12 protein-coding genes and 1 pseudogene are annotated in these 16,857 nt (G+C 43.9%); 6 read left to right on the plus strand and 7 right to left on the minus strand.

All coding sequences use genetic code 11. The features are described from left to right. Positions 1-42 precede the first annotated feature (42 nt). Positions 43-1,313: pseudogene (locus tag FD12_RS12240) on the minus strand (thiamine pyrophosphate-binding protein); the annotation flags it as partial. 478 nt (positions 1,314-1,791) lie between these two features. Here FD12_RS12240 and FD12_RS14320 point away from each other — a divergent pair. From FD12_RS14320 to FD12_RS12265, 6 genes are all read left to right on the plus strand, one after another. Then, positions 1,792-1,926, plus strand: coding sequence for a hypothetical protein (locus tag FD12_RS14320; protein WP_263862419.1), 135 nt, complete (start codon positions 1,792-1,794; stop codon positions 1,924-1,926). Between the two features lie 131 nt (positions 1,927-2,057). Beyond that, positions 2,058-2,771 carry a hypothetical protein gene (locus tag FD12_RS12245; protein ID WP_225427367.1) on the plus strand — a complete coding sequence of 238 codons (714 nt, stop codon included), beginning with the start codon at positions 2,058-2,060 and terminating at the stop codon, positions 2,769-2,771. A gap of 499 nt (positions 2,772-3,270) precedes the next feature. Then, the gene (ilvA, locus tag FD12_RS12250) at positions 3,271-4,539 is read left to right on the plus strand and encodes a threonine ammonia-lyase IlvA (protein WP_056983342.1); all 1,269 of its coding nucleotides are present in this window, start codon (positions 3,271-3,273) and stop codon (positions 4,537-4,539) included. 477 nt (positions 4,540-5,016) lie between these two features. After that, a complete protein-coding gene (gene ilvD / locus FD12_RS12255) occupies positions 5,017-6,765 on the plus strand; it encodes a dihydroxy-acid dehydratase (protein WP_056983343.1) in 1,749 nt (582 codons plus the stop codon). A gap of 34 nt (positions 6,766-6,799) precedes the next feature. Beyond that, positions 6,800-7,774 carry a bile acid:sodium symporter family protein gene (locus FD12_RS12260; protein WP_186825976.1) on the plus strand — a complete coding sequence of 325 codons (975 nt, stop codon included), beginning with the start codon at positions 6,800-6,802 and terminating at the stop codon, positions 7,772-7,774. Positions 7,775-7,988: 214 nt separating this feature from the next. Next, entirely contained in the window at positions 7,989-8,993 is a 1,005-nt protein-coding gene (locus tag FD12_RS12265; protein WP_054747106.1) for a LacI family DNA-binding transcriptional regulator, read from the plus strand. 269 nt (positions 8,994-9,262) lie between these two features. Here FD12_RS12265 and FD12_RS12270 read toward each other — a convergent pair whose 3' ends face one another. The 6 genes from FD12_RS12270 to FD12_RS12300 form a co-directional block, all read right to left on the minus strand. Beyond that, positions 9,263-10,594: a gluconate:H+ symporter gene (locus FD12_RS12270; protein WP_054747105.1), complete on the minus strand. Its 1,332-nt coding sequence runs from the start codon at positions 10,592-10,594 to the stop codon at positions 9,263-9,265. An 87-nt stretch (positions 10,595-10,681) separates the two neighbouring features. Further along, positions 10,682-11,455 carry an SDR family NAD(P)-dependent oxidoreductase gene (locus tag FD12_RS12275; RefSeq protein WP_056983344.1) on the minus strand — a complete coding sequence of 258 codons (774 nt, stop codon included), beginning with the start codon at positions 11,453-11,455 and terminating at the stop codon, positions 10,682-10,684. Positions 11,456-11,923: 468 nt separating this feature from the next. Further along, a complete protein-coding gene (locus FD12_RS12280; protein WP_054747103.1) occupies positions 11,924-12,223 on the minus strand; it encodes a hypothetical protein in 300 nt (99 codons plus the stop codon). A 67-nt stretch (positions 12,224-12,290) separates the two neighbouring features. Next, positions 12,291-14,330, minus strand: a complete 2,040-nt coding sequence (locus tag FD12_RS14250) for a DUF5776 domain-containing protein (RefSeq protein ID WP_056983345.1) — start codon at positions 14,328-14,330, stop codon at positions 12,291-12,293. Between the two features lie 258 nt (positions 14,331-14,588). After that, positions 14,589-15,437, minus strand: a complete 849-nt coding sequence (locus FD12_RS12295; RefSeq protein WP_054747097.1) for a GRP family sugar transporter — start codon at positions 15,435-15,437, stop codon at positions 14,589-14,591. Beyond that, positions 15,434-16,696 (minus strand): glycoside hydrolase family 28 protein, encoded by a 1,263-nt coding sequence (locus FD12_RS12300; RefSeq protein WP_054747095.1) that lies wholly within the window; start codon positions 16,694-16,696, stop codon positions 15,434-15,436. The genes FD12_RS12295 and FD12_RS12300 overlap by 4 nt, the downstream gene beginning before the upstream one ends. Positions 16,697-16,857: the final 161 nt, after the last annotated feature.

Raw genomic sequence — 16,857 nt, forward strand, 5'->3', positions numbered from 1 at the left:
AGCGTTTGTCTCAGTTTTCCTACGCCGCTTTTAGAGATCTCAAACAGTTTCTAAGCCGCCAGAAGTGACCAATTGGCGGGGATATTTGAACGGGTAAGCTTGAGCGGCCCACATTTGATGCTGACCGACATCAGTCACGACGATTGCTTCACCATTAGTGGCTTTACCAACGGCGGAATAACTGCTTTTGGATCAAATTGATCAGTCGTGTGAATGCTGGGTTTGGTCCGCGACTGCTTGCGAATTTCATTAATTGCCAACCAATCTGTACTGGTTCGGTTACCAACCGGCAGTCGGTTCATGGCTTTTAATGCTGCTTTCGCATCGGCCCTGACTGAAAAGTCTGCCGGTAGAATCTTGTTAAGTTCATTGGTATCAATATCTATGTGCACAATCGTTTTGTCCTTGGCAAACTCACCGGCATTCGGAATGAGCCGATCATCAAACCGGGATCCAATGTTTAACAAGAAATCACAATCCGCGAGTGCCATGTTGGCGCTATATGTACCGTGCATGCCACCCATTCCCAGAAATAGGGGATCATGGTTGGGGAAACTCCCCAGCCCGAGTAGCGTGGAGACAACTGGCAATTGCCAATTCTGGATGAATCGCTGAAACTCATGCGTGGCACCAGCTGCCGCAACGCCCGCTCCGATCACAACCAGTGGTCGAGATGCTTGCGCCAGCTGATCAAGGGCCGCTTTCAAAGTTGATTTCTGCTTTTGCCGAAGCTTACAACCGCCGGCTTTGTATATTTGATCTGTGTTAGTTGTAAAACTGGTTTTCGCTGCAGAAACATCCTTTGGCAAATCAATGAGCACCGGTCCTTTACGACCACTTTGGGCAATTTTGAACGCTTTGTTCACAGTTGCCTGCAAGTTATTGACGTCTTGAACTTGGAAGTTCGCCTTGGTAATTGGCTTGGAGACCCTGACAATATCTAATTCCTGAAACGCATTGGTTCCAATTGCCGACCGAGTCACCTGACCAGTTAGGACAACTAGTGGGACTGAATCCATCATCGCGTCGGCAATCCCGGTGACGACATTTCCGGCTCCGGGACCACTTGTAACGCAGACCACTCCGGTTTTGCCGGTTGTCTTGGCATAACCTTCTGCGGCGTGGATCGCTCCCTGCTCGTGGCGGGCTAATATGTTATTGAATGATTTGGTGTAAAGCGCATCGTATAACGGTAACACTGCGCCGCCGGGATAGCCGAACAACGAGTCAACCCCGTTATCCGCCAAAGCATCAATCAAAATTTCCGCACCAGTTTCAACCACCGGCTCAGTTTGGGATTCCTCTAGTAGCATATGCGACTCACTTCCTTTCAAAAAATCGTGGCATCACTTCCAATCCGATTTGACCTAATCAATTCATAATTTTTTTGTGATGCTTATCAAATTAACACGTCATTTCATAATTAGCAACAGTTAAATTAATACATTCTCATTTTTAACTAATCATTTTGTAATCTTGTGGAATGCTCAAATGCCTGATGTGGCTGGAGAATTCCGATGTGAAATGATTATCAAAAAATAATTTTCAGCAAATATTTTGCGGCTAACTCAGCTGCTTTTAATTATTGCCTATTGACAATACTAGCTAAAAAACGAAAGTCAAGCACAAATTTTAATTCTCAAATCCCTAATTTGGCGCATTATATGAAGATTTTCCTTCAAAAAATTTTTTCACATCTGCAAGTCGCAATTTAAGGCTTGCTTTTTTTGTTGCCTGTGATATATTTTGTGAAACTAGTAAACAAGTGAACCAAATTCAGGAAAAAGTAACTTGACTGACTGCTTAACAGAGAGCTCTGGGTTGATGGAACAGGGTAGCAATCGCCAAATGAAAGTAACTCCAATTAATGAATTTGGATCTGGCGCCGCCCATTATCCGGTCGTGATTTTAGATCATGTCGTTTGAGGCGATCGAAAGCTTGATCGTGAATAAAGGTGGTACCGCGTTATAAACGCCCTTTGAGCAATTTCTTTGGAAATTGCATCAGAGGGCGTTTTGTGTTACTTGCAGAATGATTTTAGAAAGGAATGATGAATATGACAACTCACATAATTCCAGCAGCTGCCAATGCACCAATGCTCAAATACTTTGAATCTCAAGGCTTCAACGAACTTTACATAGATCAGGAATCAGTTGCCAACCAGTTATTTGGGGCCAACAGCCATCAAAGGTTGGGGCTGGGAATCTATGCTGATTACCTTCGCTGTTTGCGAATGACAACCCAAGCGGACTTGTTTGCAGATACGTCGTTTGGCCAACCAGACAGTATTGCCAGTACGGCCAGCCGGCTTGCCCAAGCAGGCGCAAACAACTTATTAATCTCAGATTCAACCAATAGCAGTAAGCAATCGACACCGATTTTACTTTCGGAAGATGCCTATACGGAAAAATTGGCAGCAGCTCAAACCGCTCTTGCAGAAACAAACACAACGGCCATCGCCAATCTGACAGGCTTTTCAGAATATGGTTTGGCAGGCCTTCAAAGCAGAATTGAAGCGGCTCATTCAGCCGGCATCACCAAAATTGTCATCAGCAATATCTCGTCAAAGGATATTTCGATCATTGGCGCCATTATGGTGCCAAACCAAGAAATTGGTTTGGCGTTAGATAATGCGAAAATGACATTTGGCAATACGCAAAGAATCAGTCCGGCATTCATTTTGGATACGTACCATCCCAAGCAAGCGGCGCAAAAGTGCACGCAAGCAACGGGATCGTCGTATGTGTTGCAGTTGTATATGGAAAACTAGAGTGTGGAACCAAGCGCTTAGCAATCAGTTCATAAGTCTCCGTAACTGGAAATCCCGGTTTTGGATTTGTAGTTGCGGTGCTTATGAGCAGATTGCTGCTTGGTGGAACACATTTCGACTAGAGTGTGAAGCAAAGCGCCTAGAACCCGGAGCATAAGTCTCCACCAACCTAAATCCCGGTTTTGGGGATTTGGGTTGGTGGTGCTTATGGGCAGGGTTCTTGCTTTGCGGAACACGTTTAGAGTGTGGAACCAAGCGGTTAGCAATCAGTTCATAAGTCTCCATAACTGGAAATCCCGGTTTTGGATTTGTAGTTGTGGTGCTTATGAGCAGATTCATCAGCCCACCCAAGCCATATACCACAGCCCCAACAAAGAATGAACCCTGCCCCACCCCAGACTGAAAGCAAGCGAAACTTGCCCTCAGTCTATTTTTTTGTCTATTTTGCCATCTCCACCCCTGTTCACCAAAAAAATAGTTCCAGAAAGGAAATGATCCCATGTTAGTTGAGAACCAAGTATTAACCAAAGAAGATGTCCAAAAAGCCTATGAGGTACTGGCGCCAATCGTTAACCATACGCCACTTCAGTACAATTCCTATTTGTCCGAACGTTATCACTGTCAGGTATATTTAAAGCGGGAAGATTTACAGTTGGTCCGATCGTTCAAGCTTCGCGGTGCCTATTACGCCATTTCTCAAGTCCCAGAAGCAACCAGAAAACGCGGGGTGGTGTGTGCCAGTGCGGGGAATCACGCCCAGGGAGTCGCCTGGACTTGTGCAAAGATGAAAGTTCCCGCCACCATCTTCATGCCAACCACGACGCCGGCTCAAAAAATCAATCAGGTAAAATACTTTGGTGACAGTAACACCCATATCCAATTGATCGGTGACACCTTCGACGAATGTGCTGCGGCGGCAACCAAATTTTGTACGACCAATCGCCAAACATTTATTGCCCCCTTCGATGATCCCAATACGATTGCGGGTCAAGGAACGATTGCCGTTGAAGCACTGGCCGATGCTAAAAAGGCTGATCTTCATATCGATCAGGTCTACGTTGCAATTGGCGGTGGTGGCTTGATCAGTGGCATCAGTACATACGTTAAAGGCAGTGATCCGAGCACTGAAGTTGTTGGCGTTGAACCGACCGGGGCTTCCTCGATGCAGGCAGCTTTTGATGCGCATAAACCAGTTGCCCTCGCCGAAATTGATACCTTCGTGGACGGAACCGCCGTGAAAAAAGTTGGCGGCCTCACCTATCAGACAACTAAACGAAACGTTGATCGCCTCTGCCAAGTTCCCGAAGGCCAAGTCTGCAACACCATCTTAGATTTATATACCAAATCAGCAATTGTTGCGGAACCAGCAGGCGCGCTCAGCATTGCCGCCTTGGAACTCAATCAGGAACAAATTGCCGGTAAAACCGTGGTTTGTGTTCTCTCCGGTGGAAACAATGACATCAACCGGATGCAGGAAATTGAAGAACGTTCCCTTATCTACAATCAGCAGCAGCTTTATTACATCGTGAATTTTGCTCAACGCGCTGGTGCCCTCCGTCAGTTTGTCAACGAAATCCTAAATCCCGATGACGATATCACCAAATTTGAGTACACCAAAAAAGTCAATAGCGGCTCAGGACCAGTTTTAATCGGGATTCGGTTGGGCCAATCCAAGAATCTGGCTGGTCTGGTGGATCGATTAAAGCAATTTGACCCGAACTACATCAACCTGCAGGAAAACCAGATGTTATACCGAATGCTGGTTTAAGATAACTCACTTGTACTACGATAACTATTTTTTCGGTTTAATTAGTTTTTTGATAACAATTCCGTTATTTAATTGTGTAAAATTAATCACTCGCAAAATGTAGACCTACCATGGTCCCGTTACTTATTTATTAGAAGAATCTCCTTATTGGTCAATTAGTCAAACAAATCCTTGAACCACCGATTATTAAAATTTACTGTTTACAGATTAGTTTTATTATAATAAACTAACATCAATTCTCATATAGCTGAAAGGAAGTCAAAACCATGAAAAATACCAACAATTTATTATTACAAATTATTGTCCTCGTCGTGATTGTCATTAAATAGGCGGGTAATTTGTGATTGCCCGCCATCACAGCGGGCAGCGTTGGTATTCCAGGCCAAGAGCTGTTCAACACAGCTCTTGGCCTTTTTCTATCTTTGATTTCAGTTAGTTGAAAAGATCAAAAGTACATAAGAAAGAGGATGAGGTTACATGTCAGATACACTAGATTTTAATGCAGAAGGCGACGGCATCAACAAACGGAGTGACAAAATCAAAGTTGGTGTCGACCAAGCACCCGCAAAGAGCCTACTTTACGCAACTGGACGGGTTAAGAACGAACGGGACATGAAAAAGCCGTTCATTGCCATTTGTAATTCCTATATTGAAATTGTTCCTGGCCATATCCATTTGCGCAAGTTAGCCGATATCGCCAAACGCGCCATTCGTGAAGCTGGCGGCATTCCGTTTGAATTTAACACGATCGGGGTTGACGATGGGATCGCAATGGGCCACGTTGGCATGCGTTATTCATTACCAAGTCGGGAAATCATCGCAGATTCTGCTGAAACGGTGATTAACGCCCATTGGTTTGACGGCGTCTTATTCATGCCAAACTGTGACAAGATCACACCAGGAATGTTAATGGCTGCCGCAAGAACCAACGTCCCATCAGTCTTCGTTTCCGGCGGCCCCATGAGAGCCGGAGTTGATCCTAAAGGTCGGGCAACCACCCTTTCAACCATGTTTGAAGCCGTTGGTGCTTTCAAGGGTGGCAAGATTTCCAAAGACGACCTGCTGGAATATGAAAAGAATGCCTGTCCGGGCTGTGGTTCATGTGCCGGTATGTTCACGGCCAACTCAATGAACTCCCTAATGGAAGCCTTAGGAGTTGCCCTTCCTTACAACGGAACAGCCCTTGCCGATTCGGACGAACGGAAGGAATTGGTTAAAAAAGCAGCTAAACAAGTCATGTACATGGTCAAGAACAACATCAAACCACGTGATCTGATGACCAAGGAAGCTTTTGATGATGCTTACGCTTTGGACATGGCAATGGGCGGCTCAACCAATACAGTGCTTCATGGATTAGCAATCGCGCATGAAGCAGGCATCAATTACGATTTGAACGATATCAACAAGATCAGTAAACGGGTTCCATATCTCGCTAAGATCGCCCCATCCTCTCACTGGACCATGCAAGACGTCCATGCCGCCGGTGGTATTCCTGCCATCTTAAATGAATTAATCGAAAAAGGCGACGTGCTTCATCCAGATCGCATGACCGTTACTGGCAAGACCTTACGAGAAAATGTTGCCGGTGCCCATACCAAGAATCCAGAAGTTATCCATACTGTTGATAACGCCTATTCCAAGGTGGGTGGTCTATCCGTCCTTCATGGCAACATCGCGCAAAACGGTGCCGTTATCAAGGTCGGTGGGGTTGATCCAGAAATCCGTGATAAGGGTAAATTTGTGGGAACGGCAATTTGCTACGACTCCCATGATGACGCCGTTGCCGGAATTGATTCTGGTGAAGTCAAACCCGGTCACGTTGTTGTCATTCGCTACGAAGGTCCTAAAGGCGGCCCTGGTATGCCAGAAATGTTGAACCCAACTTCAAGTATCGTTGGCCGGGGCTTAGGAAAAGTGGTTGGTTTGATCACCGACGGTCGGTTCTCAGGTGCCAGCCGTGGGATTTCAGTTGGCCACATTTCACCCGAAGCAGCTGAAGGTGGGAACATCGCCCTCATCAGAAATGGCGACCAGATTACGATTGATTTAAATAATCACGATATTTCAGTTGATATTTCTGACGAAGAATTTGCTGAACGCCGAAAAACTTTACCTAAATTCAAGCCAAAGGTCCGTTCAGGTTACTTAGCTCGCTATGAAGCCCTCGTTACTTCTGCCAATACCGGTGGTGTGATGAAGAGTTATGAAGAAATGTTTAACGAGTAGCACAAATAAACACATATAATATGGAGGAATGCTTATGCAAGCAGTATCAAAAGTTGGTAATTGGATGAGTAAATGGTTTACGTTATTGGTCATCTTATGGGCCGCGGTGAATTATTTCTTACCCCAAGCAAGTTTATGGATCGCCCCAAACACTTCCTATCTATTAGGAATCATCTTGTTTGGAATGGGACTGACATTAAGTAAAGAAGATTTTGCCCGGATTTTGAAACGACCGGTTCCCGTTATCCTCGGAACGGTTGCCCATTATGTCATCATGCCTTTTATCGCATTCTTACTTTGCCAGATCTTTCATTTAACTGGCGCAACCGCAGTCGGCGTTATCTTAGTTGGTTCATGCCCAAGTGGAACTTCTTCTAGTGTGATGGCCTACTTAGCTAAAGGTGATGTTGCCTTGGACGTTTCAATCGAAGCTCTTTCAACCTTGTTAGCACCAATCATGCTGCCATTTTTACTTCAATTCTACGCAGGCCGTTATGTTGCCATTCCAACAACCTCTCTATTCCTGAGTACGTTAAAGATTGTTGTGATCCCAATTGTTTTAGGGGTTGTTGTTCACAGTCTCTTCAGTAAGCAAGCCGCAAAGGTTAACTTGGTCTTGCCACTGATTTCTCAAATTGCAATTCTTGCGATCATCGGTGCTGTGTTTGCGGCTAACCACGATGATCTGTTCACCGCTCAAACCGCTTTGGTGATCCCAGTCGTAATGCTCCATAACTTAAGTGGCTATGCACCTGGCTACGTCTTTGGTCATCTGATTCGTCTTCACCAGCCACAACGAAAGGCCATTACTTTCGAAGTCGGCATGCAAGATTCCAGCTTGGGCGCTACGCTGGCAATGAAGTACTTTGTTCCAGCAGCGGCCATTCCATCAACGATCTTCTCAATCTGGCACAACATTTCCGGTTCAGTTCTTTCTTCCTGGTGGCGTCAACATACCACTGAAGAAGTTCACAAGACCGTTAATGCACCAGTTGCCAATAATAACTAACTTAGTATTGAGAACACATATTGTTTTACCCCCTGATCGGGACACATAGAAAAAGATCATTATAATAGGAAGAAACCCATCAAAGTGGATTCGAGTTCATCGACTTTGATGGGTTTCTTGTTGGTTTTTAATTAACATTCCCCGCAATCTATCATTCCCGGACTGTTTTGGGTTATCATGAAACTATCAAAATAAGTAAGGATGGTCGTTCAACATGAAAAGCGTAACCATTTCCGACGTCGCCAAAGAGGCTGGCGTTTCGGTTACCACAGTCTCTCGATACCTTAATGGTAACTTTGCAAAAATGAGTTCTGAAACTCAAGCAAAAATTACCCAAGTCATCAAAGAACTCAATTATCATCCTTCTGCGTCAGCCAGAAGAATGCGAACCAACCAATCCAAAGTAATTGGTCTGGTCGTTGGCGATATTTCCAATGTCTTTTCCTCACTGCTGTTTAGTGGAATTTACGAAGTGCTTCAACCTCGTGATTACAGCGTTCTCCTATTGAACGCAAACAACTCAGCGCAAGAGGAACGCAAAGGGATTAATCGACTTCTTGAGCAAGAAGTCGATGGTTTAATCATCCAGCCAAGCCAAGCTAAATTTGCCGATTATCAATTCATTTTAAATAACCAGGTCCCATTCGTCACGGTTGACCGAGACCTCGTTGACCAACCAAAGTCAGTTGGTAAGGTCATGACCAACAACTTTGAGGCCAGCAAACAGCTGGGCGCTGAGTTGATCTGTGCCGGCTATCAGCAACTCTTATTAATTAGCAGGACCACCGTAGACATTTCCGCCCAAGTTCCGAGAATTGAAGGATTTAAGCAGACCGTTACCGGTACCACTGCGACTGTGACCGAACTAAACTTAGCGGGTCATCCCGAAAACTGGCTGACTCAGCAAATCCAACATTATAACGCAAATGGATCAAAGAAGACTGCTATTATCTCTCTAATGGGGCCATTATTATTTAGAACCCTCGCTGCGCTTCAGGAATTGAAACTGACATTTCCTGCCCAAATTGGCCTTGCCAGCTTTGATGACTGGGACTGGTCAAAATTTGTGAATGGTGGGATTGATTTAATGCAACAGGATCCAAAGGAAATCGGCCGTCGCGCGGCAACGATGATCCTGGCTTCGATTGAAGATCCCCATGGTACAAAGCCAAGCACAAAATTGATCCCGGCAACTCGGGTTGATGGTCATTCATTTTGAAGTTCCCCATGCTATCGCTCAAGCATCGTTCAACAACCGTTCCAAAATAAGGCCGGGACATATATTGATTTTCAATCGATGATCATTCACCTAGATCGCCGTAGCCATTTGGATAAAAGCTGCGCCAAACGGCTGATCCCCGCCATTTAAGCAAAAAAGTAATGCATTCCAAAACCAGAATTCATTACTTTTTTCACTTAAATTATGGGATCAAATCGCCTATCCCAGTCTCATATTGTTTTTCTAGCACGCTTTCTTAGCTGATCAAATCAGACAAATACCGAAACTGCTAATACTGACAATAACCCGGTTACCGACAAGACCGACGTTAACGTTGTCCAAGACAGGAAGGTTTCTTTTAAAGTTAAGCCGAAGTATTCTTTAATCATCCAGAAGCCAGCATCGTTAACATGGTCAGCAAATACTGAGCCGGCACCCACTGCCAATACCATTAACACAGGATTGGCACCGGATTGAGCAATTAATGGGGCCACCAATCCAGCCGCCGTTAATGAAGCAACGGTGGCCGATCCCAAACTAACCCGAAGCAGCGCAGCCACAATCCAGGCAGCAATCAATGGTGATAGATTCATCTGGGTAAAGAGATCTGAGATATATTTGGCAATTCCGCCATCCATCAAAACTTGTTTGAACGCTCCACCACCACCAATAATCAGGAGCATCATTGCAATTTGCTTGATGGCAACGACCATAGAATTACTGATCTCCGCCATCTTCTTACTACGGGCAAGTCCCATCGTATAGACGGCAAATACCAGCGAAATCAGCATTGCCGCATCTGGAGCGCCAATAAATTGAATCGTTTCATTAATCGGATTCCCTTTTGGCAGGAGAAATTCACAAATTGTTGCCAAGGCGATTAAAATAACTGGCATCACCGTTAAAGCACTAATCCCGAACCCTGGCGTGTCTTCAATTTTAAATTCTTTAAACTCTCCCAACGTGCTGATATTAATATCGCGACGGTAAACCTTTGGATACACTTTATGCAAAAACATGTTAAACAACGGTCCCGCAACAATAATTGTTGGGATTGAAACGATAATCCCAATTAGCAATACTTGCCCCAATTCCGCATGGAAAATCCCAGAAATTGCGGTTGGTGCTGGATGGGGCGGCAAAAATGCGTGAGTCACATTCAACGTGGCGGCCATTGGAATTCCTAAATACATCAATGGCAAATCAATTTCTCTGGCAATCACGAAAATGATTGGTAGCAAAACAACTAACCCAACCTCAAAGAATAAGGCCAAACCAACAATAAATGAAGCCAAAACAACCGCAATTTGAATATGGCGTTTGCCAAATTTATCGATCAACGTGTGGGCGATTCGATAACCGCCCCCTGAATCGGAAACCAACTTACCAAGCATTGAACCAAAGCCAAAGATAACTGCCAAATGCCCCAACTGACCACCAATTCCAGTTTCAATACTTAAGGGAATTTTCGCAACTGGAATCTGCAACATCAAAGCCACAACAAACGATGTGATAATTAACGATAGAAATGTGTTGAGCTTAACCACTGTGATCAAGAAAACCAACAGGGCAACGCCAATCGCAACAATTAGTAATGGCATACCTAAAACATCCTTTCAAGATAAATAAGTGCCTGATATCACAATTAACTTTACTAATCGCTTAAAATTCTCTCTCAATAATCTGGATTATCTGAGTAAATAGCCCCCATCAACAGGTAACATGACCCCTGTGACATAATCCGATGCTTGACTGGCTAAAAATACCATTGGCCCCATCAATTGTTCGGGGACGCCCCATTCACCAGATGGAATATGCCCTTTAATTTCAGGCCCCCGGACCGGATCGTCTTGAAGGGCCTTAGTCATATTGGTCTTAATATAACCTGGTGCCAAAGCATTTACTTGAATGTTATATTCAGCCAGTGCATCGGCATAAGCCTTCGTCAACCCAAGAACCCCATGCTTGCTGGCGGTATAAGGAAAAATAAACTTGCCAGCCCGATAAGATTGCATCGAGCCAATATTGATGATCTTGCCACTTTTTTGGCCGGCCATTACCTTAGCCGCTTCATGGGACATGTAATAAAGGGCAGTTAAATTAAGGTTGATCACCTTCTGCCAATCTTCATCTTTGAAATCTAACACGTCGTTTCGAAGCTGCATCCCGGCATTATTGACGAGAATATCCAAGTGACCAAACTGTTTAACAACGGCCGCCACTGTTTCTTTGGCGGCACCAGGCTCTGTAATATCCTTTTGAAGAAACCCAATTTTCTGACCATTGTCTTCAACAATCTTTTGCGTCTCTTCCCAACCCTTTTGTGTTCGACTGACAATAAAGATATCAGCACCATACAGTGATAACGCGATTGAATAATTCTTCCCTAATCCTTCTGCCCCTCCGGTAATCAGGGCAACTTTCCCTTTTAATGAAAAACTATTTTGATCAAAATATGCCATGAGTCTCATCCTCCAAATCGTTAGTACGTACTTAGATCACATATGAATGGCCAATTCATTTTTGAATTTGGTGTATCGATACACCTTCCAGGATAATGTAACTCATTCCGGCAAAATAATCAAGCGCTTATATTTTAAAAATTAAAAAGGTCTCCAGGATTAGTTCTTCGCCTGAGGCCTTCTCTGTATAAAATCTATGATGTTTGCTACTTTCAATTGAACTATTCTAATTTGGCTAAGCCACCAATGTCCTTGAAGACTTCTTTCCCAAGAAGGGGATAAGGCTTGCCCTTCGCTCACTTCAATTCATTACCATTTCGAATCACTTTAGAAAATACGATACGACCTATTTTACTATATGTCGTATGCCAATTTAGCAATCATGAGAAGCCTTTTAGGTTTTTCAACACTATCTCTGCTTGCATGATCAAGCCTCAAAATGTCAAGTCCGTCCTCTGTCTTAAATGATTATGCATTCAAGTCTCGCCACAGATCCTCTAGGGAATCATAAGTCTTCCCATCGCCAGCTTTAGCTTCTTTTTTTGCTGCCATTGCTTCAGGCGTATCTAAAAAATCAATAAACGCCACTTCATGATTAGCAGCTTTCTCAATTGAATCCCGCAGATAATTTTCTGATGTCAAATGATCTTTCTTCAGATAGTCTTGAGCTCTATCGCCCAGCTCTTCACTCGCGTGCGTAGAATATGTCTTTTTGCGATTGGCCCTTTTTACCATGATGATCACCTCACGTATCTGTTTGTCGGCCATTGCTTACGAAGCTCATTGTACTAAAAACAGCCCATCAAGTCGATGAGCTGCTCGATCTTCGATTCAATTAATCATTTCCCTGAATAATCAACTTTTTATTACCTGTAATATAATCACCGTTGCTTAAAACGTACCGACTGGTTAAATTGTGCTTAACAATCTTCTTAACCTTTACGTGGGCACCCTTCTTGTAATGCTTAACCTTTTTAGTGAGGTTAACATTTCGATAGGCGTTGACGCCCTTCTTAGAAATGACCGTTATCTTCTTATCTTTTGGCATGGAAGCATAGTAAACCGGCACCACATACTTTCGGTTAGCAGTGATGTAGCCAACTTTGCCGGCGGTCTTGCTGCCGTGGTTCACATCTCGAACTTTGTAACGCAGGACGCCACCCTTTGATCGAGCGTAATCCGTTACTACGAACATTGGTCGGTTAACCCGTTTGGCTTTTGGATAAGTGGCGATGCGCTGTGCTTTCTTGAAAGTTGCATTCTTATAAAGATAAATCTTCTTAGTAGCGTACACTGCGGCGCCTTCTTTAGCAGCGTAGTTTGGTACCGCTGGTTCCGTGGTGTTCTTGGTACCATTTGAAAAGTTGCTGTTATTGCTTGGCGTTGTTGCTGGCGTTGTTGGCGTTGATGATGAACCACCGCCACCGGGAACAACGGGCGTCGGATTACCCTTACCAACTGTGATTGTGATTGTCTTTTTGACTGTAACACTGCCAGTAACCGGATAGATATAAGTAACCTGATAAACACCATCTTTGGTCATGTCAACTTCATTATTGGCAACCTTTGTGGCTGTCCCGTTAGCGTCAATCTTTTGAACCGTATAAGATGCATTCGCCGGTTTATCGATTTTCTTACCATTTATATCATAGAACTGTACATCTTTATAAGCGTTCGGATCCCAGGTTGTTTTTGATGATACGGGATAAGTTTCGTTCTTGGCATCGATTAACTTATGCATGTATAGATAGGCATCCCCCAATGTCCGCCCATTATACTTAGTTTCATTCATGATGATTGCCCCATTATCCCCAAAAATCGATCCGCCTGTTCCTAGCGTAAAGGTATAAGTAGGCTGCTCAGTCCCGTCGGGCAAAATATTATAGGCATAACCTTCATTATGAAGTTCATCGGTAAGCGGTGTTTGACCATCTAATCCTTTTAGTTTAGCTAAATGAATCGTCACAGTAGAGCCAGTGTACGCCGCCCCGCCTGCTGGAATTGTCTCACCACGAATGTTTGAATACGTAAAGGCATCCAGATTCCTAGAAATAATTGGCATCAGATCCTGAACATCTTTCGCAAGAATTGGTAATCCATCACTATCATCAATGGTTGCAATGAATACATTCTGATTCTCAGGATTCCAATAATCTAGAGGGCTGACATATTTACCAAAATGGGCAAGTAACCCAAATTCTTGAGTATTCCATCCTTGACCGTCAGCAGTTCTTTGATTACTAAAATCACTCACTTGCATACCGTCAATCGAATTATTAGTTCGTGGTAGAACTTTCAGCGGTGTGTTAACCTCAATTGAATCTCCTGGCTGTAGTGTGCCCATCACTCGATATTCATAGAGATCTTGTAAGTCGCTTGTATTACCATTCAAATACATATACGAAATATCCACATCAGAGACAGACTGATTTGAACTATTATAATGTGTCACTATTTTTGGCACATCATCTCCCGCATATACAACGTTACTTGTGTTGCCATAGTATCTTGGCAGGGAAATAATTTCATTTACAAAAACCGCTTTGTCCGATATATTCGTTGCTTTAAAATGCTCAACAACACTCTGATAAGTTTGGCTTTCAATAACAGAGTCATTTTGATCACCTGATCCAGATAAAGCCGCGTAATTAGAATTCGCCGTGGTTCCATCCTTACCAGTTACAGAAAAGTATAACTCATGTGTAAGATTATTATACGTAGGTACATTCGTATTGGGTTTAGTCCCAGTATAAACCAATGGATTCCCCGCTGCTTTTATCACTGTCTGCGAGTGCATCCCCCCAATTACGAAGCCAACCAATAACAGTCCTAATAGTAATAAATATCTCCTAAATACTTCTTGATGTTTACTCATCATTTCCCCCTCCAATTGCGGACGCCGCAACGAAAATGATTAACGAAAGCGGCATCTATCCCCTTATTGTAATCTTTAATTAACATGATTATTATTTCATATTTTAGTGGTATTGTGAAATATAAAGTTTCGATTATCGAAAGAGAGAGAATCCCGTTAGGAGTCAACATGAGTAGGAGTGTAACGGCCCGTTTCAAACCAATTATCTTTGTCAATGTTTAGCCATTTTAAGTGAACCATTTATGATGATGATTAAGCTTAAATCATCACTATCATCACGGCCCCCACAATCAACACTGCTAACCCAATCGAAGCTGAGATGACCTTTCGGCGGTTGGCTTCCTTCAAAATCACAATTCCTAAGATAGTTGATACCACCACGTTTAACTGCGTTAAGACAAATGCGCTTACTAACCCGTTGAGCTCAAGTGAAATGAGATAGGTAGCCGCCGCGACTGAAAAGATCAGGCCAGACGTAATATTTCGAATTCCAAGCGAATCGTTCCCGGGGAATTTCTTGCGACCAAATCCATAAATCAGCCCAGCCGTGGTCAGCATCCCCAATGACTGCGGTAAAAAGCCGTTAATCCCAGCATCAGAACTGGCAAAGTGGGGGAAGCCTGAATACCCCCAGTACCCGACTGTCGTCACCAACAGAAATACATATTCCGGAAAGTTTCGCCAAGTCATCGTCCCCAACCCATTGGTAATAACAACGCCAACGATAATCACAATCAGGGCACCAATTCCAAGTAAATTCTCAGAAATCCCGTGCCATTCACCAAACAGCCAACCACCAATCAATGAGTTACCAATGATCTGAAAGGCTGTCGAGATGGGCATCGTCGTACTCACTCCAAGCCGACCATACTCCCGATACTGACCACCTTGACCAACACTCCAACAGGCACCTGATAAGTAATAAAGCCAAAAATCATGAGAACTAATCTCAAAACCAAAGATGAGCTGGAGAGTGGCCGCAGTGATCACAATGCCGACACTGGTTCCTAGTAATTGCTGTAAGAAACTGCCGCCGGTAATTTTTCTCATCCAAATTGGTAAAATTCCCCAGAAGAGGGCTGGCACAATCCCAATTAACAGATTCATGGCTGGCCTTCTTTCTGTGCATTCCAAAGATGGCCGCCAATATCTGTTACCCTAAAATTCTGCAATGAATAGTGATTGCTATGGACAGAATTGATGCCGGCTAATTTCGCACCAACTTTTGCGACCCCTTTCCAAGGACGCAGGTCAAATTCCGTGGCGGCTGCTAATGCCTTCCTGAGGCGAATCTCGACATGATCAAACAAGACATTTGTGATCATCCCATCGGCGGCCGAGCCAATAAAGACGCCATTTTCAGCGTCACACTGAATGTTTTTAAAAATCACGTTCCGAATCCTTTGCCCAGTCAGATCTGTTTGGTTATCCCGCGGTAAAATTGAGATAAAGATTGGTTCGCCGGATCCCCACCAGTCCTTGCTGTAATGCTTAGTCTTGATGGTAATATTTTCAAACAAAATATTTTCAACGCTACCGGGATCCCGCAGTTGAAACGCTAAGCCACGGTTGGTATCCTCGATCGTAAGATTAGAAAATTGGCAATTTACGAAGTTGCCAAAACTACTACTACCAAATTTAACCGCTGCGCTCTGGGTCGTGATTCGGCAATTAGTGACAATCAACCCCGTACAGTCGCCATACCGGGCCGTTTCCTCAGTGCACTTCGGACAAATGGCATCGTCGCCGGTAATGATTTCACAATCATGAATAACTGTATTCTTACTCCGGTCAATGTCAAAGCCGTCAGTATTCGGCATCCGTTTTTCATTATGAATGGTCAACCGCGCTGCCTCAGTATTCAAACAACCGACCAAATGAACCGTCCAAAACGGGGCATTTTGAATCGTGATACCCTTTAAGATGACATTGGTACAGTCTTCAAAATAAACGGTCATCGGCCGCGGGTACTTGTAGAACTTCAAATGCAGGGCCTTGGGCTGGTTCGGCAGGACAAATTTCTGATAATTGCCATCAATCGTCCCTTCACCAACAATCGCAATATTATGTTGCCCTTTAGCCGTAATCAAGCCAGAAATCGGTGTCTGATTGGCATTCAACTCAAACGGTCCCGGTCGAAATATGTATTGGGATTCATCACCCGAGCCGATCAGTGTCGCTCCCGCCATCAAATTAAGGGTGACATGACTCTTCAATGTAATTCCATTGATCACGTAAGTGCCGCTGGGGACAATGACTGTCCCATTGCCAAATGCATGGCAGGCATCAATTGCCTCTTGAATTGCCTGAGTGGCATTATCGCGAATTGCGGCATACTCATAATGATCCAAAATATTAACTCTCATCGCATTGCCTCCACTGACCTGTTTAATTAACCGATTATGCATCTACATAAATAGTAACTCATTTGATTTGTAAGCGCTTATCTTTTTTTGCCGAACGGATTCTCTCAGATTCTAATTTAAATCCACCCGTTACTTTTCCGACACTCATTCGTTATTCCTAG

The sequence above is a fragment of the Lentilactobacillus rapi DSM 19907 = JCM 15042 genome, from assembly GCF_001436255.1.
GTDB lineage: Bacteria > Bacillota > Bacilli > Lactobacillales > Lactobacillaceae > Lentilactobacillus > Lentilactobacillus rapi.